General features: G+C 69.3%; 11 protein-coding genes. 5 read left to right on the forward strand and 6 right to left on the reverse strand.

All coding sequences use genetic code 11. The features are described 5' to 3' along the window. Nucleotides 1-163: 163 nt before the first annotated feature. Genes ACYVO6_RS24850 through ACYVO6_RS24865 form a run of 4 tightly spaced genes read right to left on the reverse strand, consistent with a single transcriptional unit; the run spans nucleotide 164 to nucleotide 2,827 of the window. Nucleotides 164-1,060, reverse strand: a complete 897-nt coding sequence (locus tag ACYVO6_RS24850) for an ABC transporter permease (RefSeq protein WP_461064646.1) — start codon at nucleotides 1,058-1,060, stop codon at nucleotides 164-166. An 11-nt stretch (nucleotides 1,061-1,071) separates the two neighbouring features. After that, nucleotides 1,072-1,986, reverse strand: a complete 915-nt coding sequence (locus ACYVO6_RS24855; RefSeq protein WP_461064648.1) for an ABC transporter ATP-binding protein — start codon at nucleotides 1,984-1,986, stop codon at nucleotides 1,072-1,074. Then, nucleotides 1,983-2,324 carry a transcriptional regulator gene (locus ACYVO6_RS24860; protein WP_461064650.1) on the reverse strand — a complete coding sequence of 114 codons (342 nt, stop codon included), beginning with the start codon at nucleotides 2,322-2,324 and terminating at the stop codon, nucleotides 1,983-1,985. The genes ACYVO6_RS24855 and ACYVO6_RS24860 overlap by 4 nt, the downstream gene beginning before the upstream one ends. Next, nucleotides 2,321-2,827: a hypothetical protein gene (locus ACYVO6_RS24865; RefSeq protein WP_461064652.1), complete on the reverse strand. Its 507-nt coding sequence runs from the start codon at nucleotides 2,825-2,827 to the stop codon at nucleotides 2,321-2,323. The genes ACYVO6_RS24860 and ACYVO6_RS24865 overlap by 4 nt, the downstream gene beginning before the upstream one ends. Nucleotides 2,828-3,134: 307 nt before the next feature. Between ACYVO6_RS24865 and acnA the strand changes: the two genes are divergently transcribed. The 5 genes from acnA to ACYVO6_RS24890 all read left to right on the forward strand — a co-directional run bounded on the left by acnA (nucleotide 3,135) and on the right by ACYVO6_RS24890 (nucleotide 11,316). Next, nucleotides 3,135-5,852, forward strand: a complete 2,718-nt coding sequence (acnA, locus tag ACYVO6_RS24870; RefSeq protein WP_461064654.1) for an aconitate hydratase AcnA — start codon at nucleotides 3,135-3,137, stop codon at nucleotides 5,850-5,852. Nucleotides 5,853-5,996: 144 nt separating this feature from the next. Then, the gene (locus tag ACYVO6_RS24875; RefSeq protein WP_461064656.1) at nucleotides 5,997-6,230 is read left to right on the forward strand and encodes a response regulator; all 234 of its coding nucleotides are present in this window, start codon (nucleotides 5,997-5,999) and stop codon (nucleotides 6,228-6,230) included. Beyond that, nucleotides 6,227-7,708 carry a HAMP domain-containing sensor histidine kinase gene (locus ACYVO6_RS24880; RefSeq protein WP_461064658.1) on the forward strand — a complete coding sequence of 494 codons (1,482 nt, stop codon included), beginning with the start codon at nucleotides 6,227-6,229 and terminating at the stop codon, nucleotides 7,706-7,708. Before ACYVO6_RS24875 ends, ACYVO6_RS24880 begins: the two co-directional genes overlap by 4 nt. A gap of 83 nt (nucleotides 7,709-7,791) precedes the next feature. Further along, nucleotides 7,792-9,981: a protein kinase domain-containing protein gene (locus ACYVO6_RS24885; protein WP_461064660.1), complete on the forward strand. Its 2,190-nt coding sequence runs from the start codon at nucleotides 7,792-7,794 to the stop codon at nucleotides 9,979-9,981. Nucleotides 9,982-10,218: 237 nt separating this feature from the next. Then, on the forward strand, nucleotides 10,219-11,316 hold the full coding sequence (locus ACYVO6_RS24890; RefSeq protein WP_461064662.1) for a lytic polysaccharide monooxygenase auxiliary activity family 9 protein: 1,098 nt from the start codon (nucleotides 10,219-10,221) through the stop codon (nucleotides 11,314-11,316). Nucleotides 11,317-11,329: 13 nt separating this feature from the next. Here ACYVO6_RS24890 and ACYVO6_RS24895 read toward each other — a convergent pair whose 3' ends face one another. Beyond that, nucleotides 11,330-11,944 carry a Uma2 family endonuclease gene (locus ACYVO6_RS24895; RefSeq protein ID WP_461064664.1) on the reverse strand — a complete coding sequence of 205 codons (615 nt, stop codon included), beginning with the start codon at nucleotides 11,942-11,944 and terminating at the stop codon, nucleotides 11,330-11,332. Nucleotides 11,945-12,102: 158 nt separating this feature from the next. Continuing rightward, entirely contained in the window at nucleotides 12,103-15,909 is a 3,807-nt protein-coding gene (locus tag ACYVO6_RS24900) for a GH92 family glycosyl hydrolase (protein ID WP_461064666.1), read from the reverse strand. Nucleotides 15,910-16,431 lie beyond the last annotated feature (522 nt).

The following is a 16,431-nucleotide window of genomic DNA, read 5'->3' on the forward strand; positions in this document are numbered from 1 at the left end:
GCACGGCTACCGCTGTTCGGGCCTGCCTACGCGGCCTGGTGAAGTCCGGTGCGTTGCCGCGCCCCGTAAGGGGCGCGGGGCGGTGTCGATATGCGGCTCCGCCGCGTGGGCGCGACCAGCCACAACGAACCCGCAGCTTCAAACCGCGCCCCCAGCGGAGCGCTTACGCGGGAAGCGCACCGCTCTGTACCGCCTTGCGGTGGCGCGCGCTCAGGCGGGAGCCGGACTCGCGGCGGGCGGCGCGGCGCAGGAGGGGTGTCGCGAGGAGGAAGCCGAGGACTGCCCAGGCGGTCAGCACCAGGGCGACCATGGGCAGCTCCCAGGAGCCGGCCGGCTCGGCGGCGCGTGCGGCGTCCGGCAGCAGCGCCGAGCGCAGGCCCTGGGCCATCCACTTCAGCGGGAACACGGCAGACACCTGCTGCACCGCCACGGGCAGCGAGGTGATCGGGAACATCACTCCGGAGGTCATCAGCAGCGCCATCACGGGCAGCATGATCAGCGCCAGCGCCTCGCGCGGGTTGGGCAGCACGGCGCCGATGGCCGCGCCCAGCGGTACGACCGCGAGCAGCCCGAGCGTGGTCACCCACAGCAGCGTCAGCCAGGCGCCCGGCCCGCGTGGCAGTGGCCCGTCCGCCAGCAGCGCCGCGGCTCCCAGCAGCAGCGCCAGGGTGCCGATCGCCAGAACGACCACCAGCACGCACTTGGCGACGAGATACGCCGTGATCCCGCCGGGCGTGGCCCGCATCCGCAGCAGGACGCCCTCCTCCCGCTCGGTGACGAGGAGCTGCGGGAGGTTGATCAGGCCGACCTGGAACAGCAGATAAGCGGCGAAGCCCGCAATCACCAGATGGGCCATGGGGGTTCGGGTGCCGGGCACGTCGCTGCCGATGTACGCGGCGATCACGAGCGCGACGACCACGTTGCTCACATGCCCGGACATCTCCTTGGGGTTGCGGAAGAGGTGCCGCAGCTCGATGCCGCCGCGGCTGAAGCCGGCCCGCAGGCCGGGGCGGAGCGGTTTCCGGCCCGCCCCACCCGCCTCGTCGATCCCGCTCGTCATGTGTGCGCTCCTCATGCGGCCCGTGCCTCCCCGTCCACGACCTCGTCCGTGCCGTCGTCCTCCCGGTGCACCATGTGCAGATAGGTGTCCTCCAGCGTCGGGCGGCGGACCTCCAGGTCGGCGATCGGTCCGGGCGCGTCCCGGTGGAGTTCCCAGACCAGCCGGGAGGGATCCGCGGTGCGTTCGCGGCGGGGCGTGCCGTCGGTGGCCGTCCAGCGGACCTCGGCCTGTGCGGCGGCCCGGCGGGCCAGTTCCGCCGGGGCGCCGCAGGCCCGGATCCGGCCGCCGACCAGCATGGCGATCCGGTCGGCGAGCCGCTCGGCCTCCACCAGGTCGTGGGTGGTGAGCAGCACGGTGACGCCCTCCTCGCGGGCCAGCCGTTCGACCAGGACGTGGAACTCGCGCCGCGCCTCCGGGTCGAAGCCGGTGGTCGGCTCGTCCAGGAAGAGCAGCTCGGGGCGGCCGACGATGCCCAGCGCGACGTCCAGCCGCCGCCGCTGGCCGCCGGACAGCCGGTCCACCTGCCGGCCGGCCTGGTCGGTGAGGCCGACCAGGGCCAGCAGTTCGGCCGGGTCGCGCGGGTCGGGGTAGTACGTCGCGAAGTGCGTCAGCAGCTCGGCGACCCGCCAGCGACGGTGGTCGCGCCAGGACTGCAGGACCAGTCCGATACGGCCGCGCCAGGCGTCGTCGCCCCGCGCCGGATCCACACCGAGGACGACGGCCTGCCCGCCGGAGCGCTGCCGGAAGCCCTCCAGGATCTCGACGGTGGTGGTCTTCCCCGCGCCGTTGGGGCCGAGCAGCGCGAAGATCTCGCCGCGGTGGATGTCCAGATCGACGCCGCGCAGAACGTCGACATCGCCGTACGCCATGGTCAGATCACGTACCTGGATCACGGGTTGGACGCAGGTGCGCACGAGCGCCGTCATCGTCCCGCCTCCGCGTGGGACTGCTGGGCCGTCCCGGTCGCGGGCCCGGCGCTGTCGACGATCGCCCGGAGTGCCGCCACATGTCCCTCGAAGGCGGCGCGACCTCGATCCGTCAGCCGTACCTTCGTACGGCGTTTACGGCCGCCGCCCTCCTTCTGGATCTCCAGGTACTCGGCCTCCTGCAAGGTGTGCAGTTGCTTGGAGAGCGCGGAGTCGCTGAGCGAGAGGCTGTCGCGGATGAACGCGAAGTCCGCCCATTCGGTGGCGGTGAGCAGCGCGACCACCGACAATCGCGTGGCGGGATGGATCAGCTCGTCGAAGCCGGCCGGGGTGCTCATCGGCCCGCCCCCTCGTCGGCCGCCCGTTCGCCGCGGCCACGCACCGAGTCGGCCGCCCAGCGGTTGGCCGGGCCGAGGCAGAGCAGGTTCACGGCCACCGCGGCCGTGGCCTGGATCGGGCCGGCGTACATCGGCTCCAGTGACTCGGTCAGGTGGCTGGCCAGCACGACAGTCCCGGCGACCAGTACCGCGGCCGCGCCGAACGCGGCCCATGTCCGCCCGGTGACGCGGGAGTGGTGCAGTTGCATCCGGCTCTTGCGGCTGCTCCTCACGATCAGCACGCCCAACAGGCCGGCGTAGGCGGCCATGAGCAGCCCGACACCCCACAGGGGCAGATCCAGGCCCACGCCGGCCAGGAACACCCACATGGCCGCGGCCATGCCGTAGGTCATGCCGCGCCCGCCGGACACGGAGCGCTCGAACTCGTCGTACACCCGCTCCTGCGGTACCCGGATACGTTGCAGGTCTTTCCATGCCTGTTCGGCGTCTACCGGTGTGCTCACGACATCGCCTCCCCATGACGAGCCCCATTTGACTTGCCTACTGGGAAAGTTACTCCCGACTTTCCCGGAAGGCAAGTCGGGAGTGCGCGGGGTCGGTGTGACGGAGCAGCCGTGCCTGTTCGGCCCTCCGGGCATGACCGAGCGACGGTCATGTACTAGAGTTATCTCGACATCGAGATATCTGCCGAGGCGTACCTCAGCCGCCAGACCGGTAAGGGTTACCTAACTTAGCCTTACCTTAGCTGATCGGCCAACCGACGTGGCGGCAGGATGCGGTGGTACGCGCACATGAATGAAGGAGACTGTCGTGTCGGCGAACAGCTTCGACGCCCGCGCCACACTGAACGTGGGCGACGAGTCGTACGAGATCTTCCGGCTGGACAAGGTGGAAGGCTCGGCTCGCCTTCCGTACAGCCTGAAGGTGTTGCTGGAGAACCTGCTCCGGACCGAGGACGGCGCGAACATCACCGCCGACCACATCCGGGCCCTTGGCGGCTGGGACTCGCAGGCCCAGCCGAGCCAGGAGATCCAGTTCACCCCCGCACGTGTGATCATGCAGGACTTCACCGGCGTGCCCTGTGTCGTGGACCTCGCCACCATGCGTGAGGCCGTCAAGGAGCTCGGCGGCGACGCGGCGAAGATCAACCCGCTCGCCCCTGCCGAGCTGGTCATCGACCACTCCGTCATCGCCGACAAGTTCGGCACCAACGAGGCCTTCGCGCAGAACGTCGAGCTGGAGTACGGCCGCAACCGCGAGCGCTACCAGTTCCTGCGCTGGGGCCAGACCGCCTTCGACGAGTTCAAGGTCGTCCCGCCCGGCACCGGCATCGTCCACCAGGTCAACATCGAGCACCTGGCCCGTACCGTCATGGTCCGTAACGGCCAGGCGTACCCCGACACCCTCGTCGGCACCGACTCGCACACCACCATGGTCAACGGCCTCGGTGTGCTCGGCTGGGGCGTCGGCGGTATCGAGGCCGAGGCCGCCATGCTCGGCCAGCCCGTCTCGATGCTCATCCCGCGCGTCGTCGGCTTCAAGCTCACCGGTGAGCTCAAGCCCGGCACGACCGCCACCGACCTCGTGCTGACCATCACCGAGATGCTCCGCAAGCACGGCGTCGTCGGCAAGTTCGTCGAGTTCTACGGAGAGGGCGTCGCCGCCACCTCCCTCGCGAACCGCGCCACCATCGGCAACATGTCGCCGGAGTTCGGCTCGACCGCCGCGATCTTCCCGATCGACGCCGAGACCATCAAGTACCTGAAGCTGACCGGCCGTTCGCAGCAGCAGCTCGCGCTCGTCGAGGCGTACGCCAAGGAGCAGGGCCTCTGGCTCGACCCGGCCGCCGAGCCCGACTTCTCCGAGAAGCTGGAGCTCGACCTGTCGACGGTCGTCCCGTCGATCGCCGGCCCGAAGCGCCCGCAGGACCGTATCGTCCTCGCGAACGCGGCCGAGCAGTTCAAGACCGACGTCCGCAACTACGTGGACACCGTGGACGAGGCGGGCCAGGAGTCCTTCCCGGCCTCCGACGCCCCGGCCGTCGCCCCCAACGGCGCCCCGAGCCGCCCGACCACGGTCACCGCCCCCGACGGCTCGACGTACGAGATCGACCACGGTGCCGTGACGGTCGCGGCCATCACCTCCTGCACCAACACCTCGAACCCGTACGTCATGGTCGCCGCCGCCCTTGTGGCCAAGAAGGCGGTCGAGAAGGGCCTGACGCGCAAGCCCTGGGTCAAGACCACCCTCGCCCCCGGCTCCAAGGTCGTCACCGACTACTTCGACAAGGCGGGGCTCACCCCGTACCTCGACAAGGTCGGCTTCAACCTGGTCGGTTACGGCTGCACCACCTGCATCGGCAACTCCGGCCCGCTGCCGGAGGAGGTCTCCAAGGCGGTCAACGAGCACGACCTGGCGGTCACTTCGGTCCTCTCCGGCAACCGCAACTTCGAGGGCCGGATCAACCCCGACGTCAAGATGAACTACCTGGCGTCCCCGCCGCTGGTCGTCGCGTACGCCCTCGCCGGCTCCATGAAGGTGAACATCACCAAGGACGCCCTGGGCACCGGCCAGGACGGCAAGCCCGTATACCTCGAGGACATCTGGCCCACCGAGGCCGAGGTCAACGACGTCGTGGCGAACGCCATCGGCGAGGACATGTTCAACAAGTCCTACTCCGACGTCTTCGCGGGCGACGCCCAGTGGCAGGCCCTGCCGATCCCGACCGGCAACACCTTCGAGTGGGACCCGCAGTCCACGTACGTCCGCAAGCCCCCGTACTTCGAGGGCATGACGATGGAGACCACGCCGGTCACCGACTTCACCGGCGCCCGCGTCCTCGCCAAGCTGGGCGACTCGGTCACCACCGACCACATCTCCCCGGCCGGCGCGATCAAGGCCGACACCCCGGCGGGCAAGTACCTCACGGAGCACGGCGTCGAGCGCCGCGACTTCAACTCCTACGGTTCCCGCCGCGGCAACCACGAGGTCATGATCCGCGGCACGTTCGCCAACATCCGCCTGCGCAACCAGATCGCGCCGGGCACGGAGGGCGGCTACACCCGCGACTTCACCCAGCCGGACGCGCCCGTCTCCTTCATCTACGACGCCTCCCGCAACTACATCGAGCAGGGCATCCCGCTCGTCGTCCTCGCGGGCAAGGAGTACGGCTCCGGCTCGTCCCGCGACTGGGCGGCCAAGGGCACGGCGCTGCTGGGCGTCAAGGCCGTCATCGCCGAGTCGTACGAGCGCATCCACCGCTCGAACCTCATCGGCATGGGCGTACTCCCGCTCCAGTTCCCGGAGGGCGCCACGGCCGAGTCCCTGGGCCTGACCGGCGAGGAGACCTTCTCCTTCACCGGCGTGACCGAACTGAACGAGGGCCGTACGCCTCGCACGGTGAAGGTCACCACGGACACGGGCGTCGAGTTCGACGCGGTCGTCCGCATCGACACCCCCGGCGAGGCGGACTACTACCGCAACGGCGGGATCATGCAGTACGTACTGCGCAGCCTGATCCGCAAGTAAGCGGTCCGGCAACGTAGTTGAGGGCCGTGCCCCCGGTGACGGGGGTGCGGCCCTTCGCCGTGTGTGGCCAGGGATGTCCCAGGTCATCACCCACCCTCAGGTGGAACACAGGGTTCCCTCAGCGGACCGGGACACGATCGGGACATGCCTGGCACCTCCCGGCCCCGGACCGGCCGCGTACGCGTGCTCATCGTCGTCGACGACCCCACGCTCACCGAAGTGTTGTCCGTGGCCGTCACCGAGGCGGGCCGACGGGCCTGTCCGGCGTCGGACGGGCGGAGCGCGCCGCGCGCCGGGGCCGAACACGGCCGGGCGCCGATGATCCACACCGGGCCCGGACCGGGCTACGCCATCAGGCCTGCGGAGGAGGGGAGATGACCGCCCCGCCGCGCCTGCGGCTGCGCACGCAGTCCCTGCGCACCAGGCTGCTCCTCTTCTTCAGCGCCACCCTCGTCGTCGTGTGCACCACGATGGCGTTCACCACCGCCTTCGTCCAACGCGCCTATCTGATGGGCGACTTGGACGACCGGGTCACCAACGCCGCCGAACTCGGCCTGGGCGGGGCCGAGAACGGCCGTCCCGCAGGCCTGCTCGCCGCCCGGCTCGACAACGACGGTACGGTCCTCTCCGCGGCGGTCGTCGGCCAGGACACCCCGCCGCACTCCCTCACCGATGCCCAGCGTGCCCCCCTCGCCGACATCGCGGCCGACGGCTCCAAGTACACCCGGACCGTCCCCGGCCTCGGCACCTACCGGATCATCGCGCTCGACAGCGACGGCATCCGGGTCCTCACCGGGCTCCCGATGGACAACGTCGAGCACATGATCAGCGGCCTGGTCGTGGCCGAGGCGAGCGTCGCGGTCGCCGGTCTCGCCCTCGCGGGCTGCGTCTGCGCCGTGGTCGTACGACGCCAGCTGCGGCCCCTCGGGCGGGTCGCCGCCACCGCCGCCGAGGTCTCCCGCGCGCCGCTCGGCCGGGGCGAGGTCACCGGCCTGACCCGGGTGCCCGAACCCGACACCGATCCCGGCAGCGAGGCCGGCCAAGTCGGCGCCGCGCTCAACCGCATGATCGACCACGTCGAGTCATCCCTCGTCGAGCGGCAGCGCGGCGAGGAGCGGGTGCGCCGCAGCGAGGAGAAGATGCGGCGCTTCCTCGCCGACGCCAGCCACGAACTGCGCACACCGCTCGCGTCCATCGCCGGATACGCGGAACTGATGAACCGCGGCACGGACCGGATCGAGCCGATGCTGGCCTGGCGCCGGGTCTCGGCGGAGTCGGCCCGCATGACCGGCCTCGTCGAGGACCTCCTCATGCTGGCCCGCCTCGACGACGGCCGGCCCCTACAGTCCGCCGAGGTGGACCTGACCGCGCTGGTCACCGAGGCGGTGTGGGACGCGCGTGCTGCGGGCGGCGGTCACGACTGGCAGCTCGAACTCAGCCTCGACGCCCCGGCGTTGGTCATCGGCGACGAGGCCCGACTCCACCAGATGGTGGCCAACCTGTTGGCCAACGCGCGTATGCACACGCCTGTTGGCACGACAGTGGTGGCATCCGTCGACGCCACTGCGGACCACTGCGTCGTCCGCGTCCGCGACAACGGCCCCGGCATCCCGCCCGCCCTCCTCCCCAGGGTCTTCGAGCGCTTCACCCGCGCCGACACCTCCCGCTCCCGGAGAGACGCGCGGGCGGGCGGTTCGGGGCTGGGGCTGGCGATCGCGGCGGCGATCACGTCGGCCCACGGCGGCCGGATCGACGTGCACAGCGTCCCCGGGCACACGGAGTTCACCGTCGACCTTCCGGCGGCGGACGAACCGTCGGGAGTGCAGGCGGCCCGGAGCCGGTCTGCGTCGGTGTAGACGGTCCGGCCTCTGCGACATGGCCCGCGGCACAGGCACTAGTCTGATGCCGCTGAACAGCCGTGCGACACAGGGGATTTGCGATGGGCGACCGGAATATGCCGCTGAGCACCGGGGATTCGGAGTCCATCGGGTCCATCGGCGGCTATACGCTGCTCGACCGGCTCGGCAGCGGCGGCATGGGCGTCGTCTACCTGGCCCGCGCCGCCTCCGGGCGCCATGTCGCGGTCAAGGTCGTCCACACGCAGTACGCGCAGGACGAGGAGTTCCGCACCCGCTTCCGCCAAGAGGTCGCGGCGGCCCGCCGGGTGAGCGGGGCCTTCACTGCCCCCGTGGTGGACGCCGATCCGGACGCCGAACTGCCCTGGATGGCCACGCTGTACGTGCCGGGCCGCACGCTGGAGGACATCGTTGCCAAGGAAGGCGCGCTGGGCGGTGGCGAGTTGCGCACGCTGGCGCTGGGTCTTGTCGAAGCGTTGCGGGACATCCACCGGGCGGGGGTGGTGCACCGCGATCTGAAGCCGAGCAACGTCCTGATGGCCGAGGACGGACCGCGCGTCATCGACTTCGGCATCTCGCGCGCCGCCGACAACCAGGCCCTCACCGTGACCGGACGGCTGATCGGCACTCCGCCCTTCATGTCCCCGGAGCAGTTCGCCTCGCCCCGGGACGTCACCGCCGCCTCGGACGTCTTCTCGCTGGGTTCGCTGCTGGTGTACGCGGTCACCGGCAACCGTCCCTTCGACGGCGACAGCCCATACATGACGGGTTATCAGGTGGTGCACGAGCAGCCTGCGTTGGACGGCGTCCCCGAATCTCTGCTGAGTATCGTCGAGCGCTGCCTGGACAAGGACCCGGGCGCAAGGCCTCAACTGGCGGAACTGCACGGGTTGTTCAAGACGCTGCCGGACACAGCTGTGGTGGGTAGGCCGCGCGTACCGGGAGACCGGCCGACCGCTCGACGCCACGGTGACACGACGGCCGCGGCCGGCACCGGCCGCCGCAGCCGCCGGGTGCGCCGCCTCGTCGTCCTCGGCGCGGCCCTGGCCGTCACCGCAGTGTCCGCGTCGGTGTACCACCTGGTGTCGAGCTCGGACACCACCGAGGACAGGCCCGCCGCCGACACCCCCTCCTCGTCGGCCCCGGCGCTCCCCGCCGGCTGGCAGCCCTGGCAGACAAACCTCACCCGGGCCGTGCAGGACGACCCCCTGACCATCAACGTGGACAGCGTGGACTCCGGCTGCGTGTCCGGCGGATCCTCCCTGTACTGCGCGGGAACCGGCTTCACGGTCGCCCGGCTCGACGCCGCCTCGGGCCGCGTCGGGTGGCGGTTCGGCAACAGCTCCCAGGCCGCCGAGCGGCCCCTCGGCGTGCGTGACGGGATCGTGTACACGGTGGAGCAGCCGGACGAGGTGTACGCGGCCCAGCGGGTGATCGCCCTCGACGCCGACACCGGAAAGCGCGTTTGGACCCGAGAGGTCGACGCAGGCTATCGTGCCGCCCTGTTCGACGACGGCGTCGTGACGATGTCGGACGACGCGTTGGAGTTCGTCGCCCTCGACGCCACCACGGGCAAGGACCTGTGGCGCACCCCGGCCAAGTCGTCGGCCGGCACCTCCTGCGCCCCGGTGGTCCTCGACGGCGCTCCCTACGGCGCGTGTGCCGACGCGAACGATCCCACCAAGGGGTCGACCGGCCTCCTGCGCCTCGACCCGACCGACGGCACGGCGAACGAACTCGACCCGCTGCCCTCGGGGGCGGTGCCGCTCGGCGCCGTCGACGGACAGCCATTGTTCGTGCTGCCCAAGACTGCGGAGTACCAGTCGAACGACGGCCGGGACGAGTCGTACACCGCCCTGTTGCGGGTGAATCCGACCACCGGCACCGTCACCCGGATCCCCCTGGCGGGCGCCCCACGCGGCACGGCCACCGTCATCGACGGCATCGCGTACTTCGTCCGTCCCGACGGAACCGTCACCGCGGTCAAGGTCTCCGACGGCACCCGGCTGTGGCAGCGGGGCACGCAGATCGAGAACCTGTCGACGCCCGTGCTGTCCAAGAAGTACGACGCCCTGTACTTCGCCAACCGCTACGGCCGCCTCCTCGCGCTCGACCGCGGAACCGGTGCCGAGCGGTGGACCACGGACAAGCTCGACGCCCCGGGGGACTCGGCGGAGAACACGATCCCGAGCCTGCTGCTCGTGAAGGACGCGATCGTGGCGGTGGCGGGCGACACGGCCTTCTCCGTACGCCCGGACCGCCCGTCGGCGTAACCCTGTTCAGCCCGTGAGCCGCACTCACCGAGGTGCGGCCCCTTGTGCCAGGCGTTTACAAGTGGGCCGCTCAGCGCTAGTTTCCCCAAAGGGTGGGGTGGGAGCGCTCCCATACGGTGGACCGGAACCCACCCCGTGGCCGCTCCCGCCTCACGCATCTGCACACACGCATCCACTGCGTACCCGCGCATCCACACACGGCCCGTACCTCAAGGAATGGACTGATCTGTCATGATCATGCCAAAATCCAGAGCGACGGCGAAGTCCCTGGACTCCCCACGCCGATTAGTGCTCCCCACCCGCGCCAGAGCCCTCTTCCTCGTCCTCGTGGCCCTGTTCGCGACGATCCCGGCCCTGAGCCTGGTCGTCACGGCCGGCGGCGAGGCGGAGGCCCACGGCACCCCCATGAAGCCCGGCAGCCGCACCTTCCTCTGCTGGCAGGACGGCCTGACCGATACCGGCGAGATCAAGCCTGTCAACCCAGCCTGTAAGGCGGCGCAGCAGGTCAGCGGCACGACGCCGTTCTACAACTGGTTCTCCGTCCTTCGCTCGGACGGTGCGGGCCGCACCCGCGGCTTCGTGCCCGACGGTGAGCTGTGCAGTGGCGGCAACACCAACTTCACCGGCTTCAACACCCCGAGCAGCGACTGGCCGTTGACGCATCTGACCTCGGGCGCGACCGTCGACTTCTCGTACAACGCGTGGGCCGCGCACCCGGGTTGGTTCTACGTGTACATCACCAAGGACGGCTTCGACCCGACCAAGCCGCTGACCTGGGACGACATGGAGGAACAGCCGTTCCTGACCGTCGACCACCCGCCGCTCAACGGCAGCCCGGGCACGGTCGAGGCCAACTACTCCTGGTCCGGCCGGCTTCCGGAGGGCAAGGACGGACGCCACATCATCTACATGGTCTGGCAGCGCTCCGACAGCCAGGAGACCTTCTACTCCTGCTCCGACGTCGTCTTCGACGGCGGAAACGGCGAGGTCACCGGCATCAAGCAGCCGGGCAACCCCACCGAGCCGGTGCCGGGGACCTGCACGGCCACGCGCAAGACGACGGGCAGCTGGAACGGCGGCTACCAGTCCGAGGTGACCGTCACCAACTCCGGTGACGTCCCGATGCTCGGCTGGATGGTCGACTGGACGCTGCCCAGTGGTCAGAAGGTCGACAGCCTGTGGAGCGGCAACGCGACCTACACCGGGCAGAACGTGATGGTCCACAACGCCGACTGGAACGGCTCGCTGGATCCGGGAGAGAGCACGACGTTCGGGTACGCGGTCGAGGGCTCCGGGGGTGATCCGGCGACCGCCCTCCCGTGTCGGGTCGGCTGACGGGAGCGGCCTGTCAGAACCCGACGAGCGCGTTGATGTCGATCTCCACCTGGAACGGGACCTCGGTGACCAGCTTGTCGTGGTGCACGGGGTGCATGGGCGCCGGGATGTACGACCGGGTCTCGGCGTGCAGCCAGTACTCGTGCACCGCGAGCCGCTGGTCCCGTTCCAGCTCCACCCGCCAATAGCAGGGCACCTTGGCCTCGGCGAAGAGCGCGGGCTTGCGTACCCGGTCGTCCTGGCGGGAACCGGGGGAGACGACCTCGACGACGAGGGCGAGCTTCTCCACCGGGATGCATTCGAGCTCCAGGAAGTTCAGCTTCCGGGGGTCGAAGGCGATCAGGTCCGGCTTGTTGGCGTTCTGGTCATCGACCATGACGCATTGCTCGGCCACGACCTCGTACGGCTCGGCTCGTGCGGCATCAAGGGCGATCAACAGCCTGTCGCGCACACGGTTGTGCCAGTACTTGGTCTGTCCTCGAACCACGATCCGTCCATCCACGAGTTCCCAGTCGAAAGGCAGCTCCAAGTGCTTGACCTGGTCGAAGGTCCAGCCGTCTGCCGGCGGGAACATCCAGGTGTCCTCTGTGGCCCGTCCCTGCCCGGGTGTGGTCATCACTGCTCCCATGGACAAGAGTGTGGACGCCGGTGCGCGTCGTGGTCTTGTGTACGACGGTAGCGTCACCCGAAGTGAGACTGCCACGGCGCACCGTTGACGCGCGGCGGGCGCGGAGAGTTCCTCCGCGCCCGCCCCTCTCCCGTGGGGGAGGCCCGTGGGAGCGTGCCTCAGGCCAGCAGCTCCACCTCCGCCAGCGTCGCCTCGCCGTCGAGGACCAGCCGGTACCGCTCATACGTCCCCAGCTTGGCGACCGAGAATGCGCGCGTCTGCTTGTCCCAGGCGAAGGACTCCCCGGAGCGCCTGTCCAGGTCCTTCCACGTGCTGCCGTCATCGGACGAGCCCTGCAGGACCCAGCCCTTCGGAGCCTTCGCCCGATCCGAAGACGTCAGCGTGTACTGAACTGCCTTCGCCCCCTTGGGGATCGGCAGATCGACGGAGGCCGCAGCCTCGCCCGTCGCCGACGTGTTGTCGAACAACGCCCCGTCCCCCTCGATGACATCGCTCCGCGGCGACGGCACCTTGTCGTCCTGGGTGATCGACGGCGGCGCCGCGTTCCTCCCCGTGCCCCACGACGACGGCTTCGACCCCATGTCGAACTCCAGGGTGCCGCCGCGGGAGATGAGCGAGTGGGGGAGTGAAGTCGACGTCCACGTACGTCCGTTGACCTTGAGTCCCTGCACATACACGTTCTTCGCGCTGTTCTTCGGCGCCTTGACCACCAGGTCCTTGCCGTTCTCCAAATGCACCGTCGCCTTGGTGAACAGCGGGGAGCCGATGGCGTATTCGCCGCTGCCCATCACCAGCGGATAGAAGCCGAGTGCGGAGAACAGGAACCAGGCCGACTGCTCGCCGTTGTCCTCGTCTCCGTGGTAGCCCTGCCCGATCTCGCTGCCGACGTACAGCCGCGACAGCACCTCACGGACGTTCTTCTGCGCCTTCCAGGGCTGCCCGGCCGCGTCGTACATGTAGTTCACGTGGTGGGCGACCTGGTTGGAGTGGCCGTACATGCCCATCCGTACGTCTCGCGCCTCGGTCATCTCATGGATGACGCCGCTGTACGAGCCCTTGAACTCGGGCGAGGCGGTCTCCGGGGTCGCGAAATACTCGTCGAGCTTCTCCGCCAGCCCCGGCCGGCCGCCGTAGAGGTTCGCGAGGCCGCGCGAGTCCTGGGGGGCGGTGAAGGCGTAACCCCAGCCGTTCGTCTCGGTGTAGTCGTAGCCCCACACGCGCGGGTCGTACTTGGCGGACTCGACCCGCCAGTCGCCTTTCTCGTCACGGCCCTGGAAGAAGCCCGCCTTCGAGTCGAAGAGGTTGACGTAGTCCTGGGCCCGGTCGAGGAAGTACTCCGCCTCCTCCTTGTAGCGAGTCTCGCCCGTCTTCTTGTAGAGGGCCTGGCCCATCTTCGAGATGCCGTAGTCGTTGAGGTAGCCTTCCAGCGCCCACGACAGGCCCTCGTGCGTGTCCGTGCTCGTATAGCCCAGGAACGGCGAGGTGCCCATCCCCTTGCGGCCGACCCCGGAGGACGGCGGGACGACCGTCGCGTTCTTCAGCGCCGCCTCGTACGCCGACTTGGCGTCGAAGTCGACGCCCTTGACGTACGCGTCCGCGAACGCCACGTCCGAGGAGGTGCCGGTCATCAGGTCCGCGTACCCGGGCGAGGACCAGCGCGAGGTCCAGCCGCCGTCCTTGTAGTGCTGTACGAAACCGTCGACCATGTCGCCCGCCTGACCTGGTGTCAGCAGCGAGTACGCCGGCCAGGTCGTCCGATACGTGTCCCAGAAGCCGTTGTTGACGTACACCTTGCCGTCGACGATCTTCGCTCCGGTGTGCGTCGGGGTGTCCGGGGCGGGCATCGGCGAGAAGGGGGAGGCGTACTGGTACTTCGAACCGACCTTCTCGAAGCCGGAGTTGGGGTACAGGTACAGCCGGTAGAGGCTGGAGTACAGCGTCGTCAGCTGGTCCGGTGTCGCACCCTCGACCTCCACCTTGCCGAGGATCCGGTCCCACTGCTTCTGGGCGCGTGACTTGACCGTGTCGAAGGAGGTGCCGTCGGGGATCTCCTGGCGGAGGTTGTCCTTGGCCTGGTCGACGCTGATGAGGGAGGTCGCCAGGCGGAGAGTCACGGTGCGGTCGGAGCCTGCGTCGAAGCGCAGATGGCCTTTGACTCCGGAGGAGCCGCCGTCGGTCACGGGTGCGTCGAAGGTTCCGTACACGAAGAGCCGTGTCGCGCCTGTCGACAGGTCGGACTTCACGTCCGAGTAGCCGGTGACGATCCCGTTCTCCTTGTCCAGCGTCAGGCCCGCCTGGTCGGTGACGTTGTCGAAGAGGACGCTCGCGTCGTCACCGGGATAGGTGAAGCGCAGAGCGGCCGCGTGATCCGTGGGCGTCATCTCCGCCTTGAGGCCGTTCTCGAAGCGCACTCCGTAGTAGTACGGGCGCGCCGTCTCGTTCTCGTGCTTGAAGGCGAGCTCCCGGGCCTCACGTCCCGTGTCCGGGGTGCCGGTGGCGGCCGACGGCATCACCTGGAAGGTCTGCCGGTCGCCCATCCAGGGGCTGGGCTCATGGCTGGCGCTGAACGCCTGGATGGTGGGCAGGTTGTCCGCGTTGTTGGCACGCGCGTAGTCGTACAGCCATCTGAGCGAACCCGCGTTGGTGACCGGCGTCCAGAAGTTGAAGCCGTGCGGCACGGCCGTGGCGGGGAAGTTGTTGCCGCGGGAGAAGCCGCCGCTGGAGTTGGTGCCGCGGGTCGTCAGCGCGTAGTCGGACAGATGCGCCTTGGGCTTCTCGGGAGCTACGGACCTCAGTGCGACATCGTCCAGCCAGCCGCGGAACTTCGCGGGGCCCTTGGGGGAGTCGTACGCGACCAGGATCCGGTCCACCGTCTTGCCGGCCGCGACCGAGCCGATCCGTGAGGCGACGTTGTTCCACTGGTTGACGTAGAGGATCTTGGCGGCGCCCTGTCCCTGTGGTGTGAGCGCGAATCCGTGCTGGTCGGTGGCGCGCAGGTCGCTCAGATAGGTGCCGTCCGTGAAGGCCAGGTCCACGGACGCGTTCGTGGCGTCGTAGTCGCGGTCGCCGTCCGCCATCGACGGGAAGATCCGGTACGCCAGCTGGGTGTTCCGCCCGACGCGGACGTTCACGTCGAAGACCTTGTTGTACGAGTAGGCGCGGCCGTCCGTCTTGTGTGTGCCCGCGTACCGCAGGGCCCGCTTGCCGGTGAAGCCGGCGCCCGCCTTGGCGGTCGGGGAGCCGCTCGGGCCGCGGTCCACGAGGGAGAGCATGTCCTTGGGCGCGGGCTCTTCCTCGTCGCCGGTCGAGAACTGCACGTCGGCGAGCTGTAAGGCGTCGGAGGCGCCGTTGTTCTTGGTGATGTCGAGCCGGAAGTGCTGGTACTCGGCCGGCTCGGTGAGGTCGTACGACTTCGTCTGGAACCGCTCGCCGAAGGATTCGCCGGTGCGGGTGTCGAGGGTCTTCCAGTCCTTGCCGTCCGTGGAGCCCTGCAGGGTCCAGTCCACGGGGTCGCGCTCGTCGTGGTCGTTGGCCGACGTCAGCGCGTAGGTGACCAGCTTGATGGGGGCGTCCAGGTCGAACTCGACCCAGCCGGTGGGCGCGAAGGTCAGCCATTTGGTGCTGGGCTCGACGTCGACGAGGTTCTCCTTCACCTCGCCGCCGCCGGTGTTCTCGCTGCTCGCCCGGACGTCGGTGACATGGTCGGTGACATTGCCGGGGATGCCGCTGCTGTAGCCGCCGTCGACGCCCGAGGAGCGTTTCGTGCCGTCAGGTGTCGTATCGACCGTGTTGAGCCAGTCGGGAGCCGGATCGTCCGTCTCGAAGGAGGACGCGAACTCCCCCTCGGCCGCCGCCGCTTGGCCGGGCCGGGCGACGGCGGCGCCCTGCGAGGCCACCACCAGCGCTAATGCCGTCGCTCCCAGAATTGCCGTGGAACCCCGTCTGTGCCGAGATCTGCGCCGCATCTGGCAGCACCCTCCCCTGCGAAGCGGACAACGTTGTCAATTCGCTGTGCGGGGTCTAGTAGGGCGTCAAGTGGTCAGTGGTGTCAAGGGTGTTGAAAGAGGTGTATGCGATGTGATGAGTCGCAAGTTGCCGGGATCACTCAATTGGCCGAGGTCAGGAGAGGTTCGGTAGGCGCACGGGGAATCCAAGGGCGTGTCATATATCCGCGAGATCTCAACTCGGGAAAGACTGCCGACCGAACCTGCATTCGATCTTGCCCCCGCCTCGGGAAGTGGACTATACCTGTCAGCGTCCGCACGGTCGCTCGTCCGTCCGCGGGCGGCCCGGCATGATCCGAGTTCAGTCGAAACCCCTCGCAGGGGCGCACCGAGTACGTCGTCCTACCCGGTCTCAGGGCCGGGGGTCCGGCCCGCGACGCAGCCGCTTTCGGCCATGTGTCGCCGGGAAAACACAGCACATCATCGCGGTGCCCGGGAGGATCCGGTTCACCGCCTGAGTCCTGGAGAAGGCGAGGACTTGAG

This window comes from Streptomyces pseudoechinosporeus (assembly GCF_054783935.1).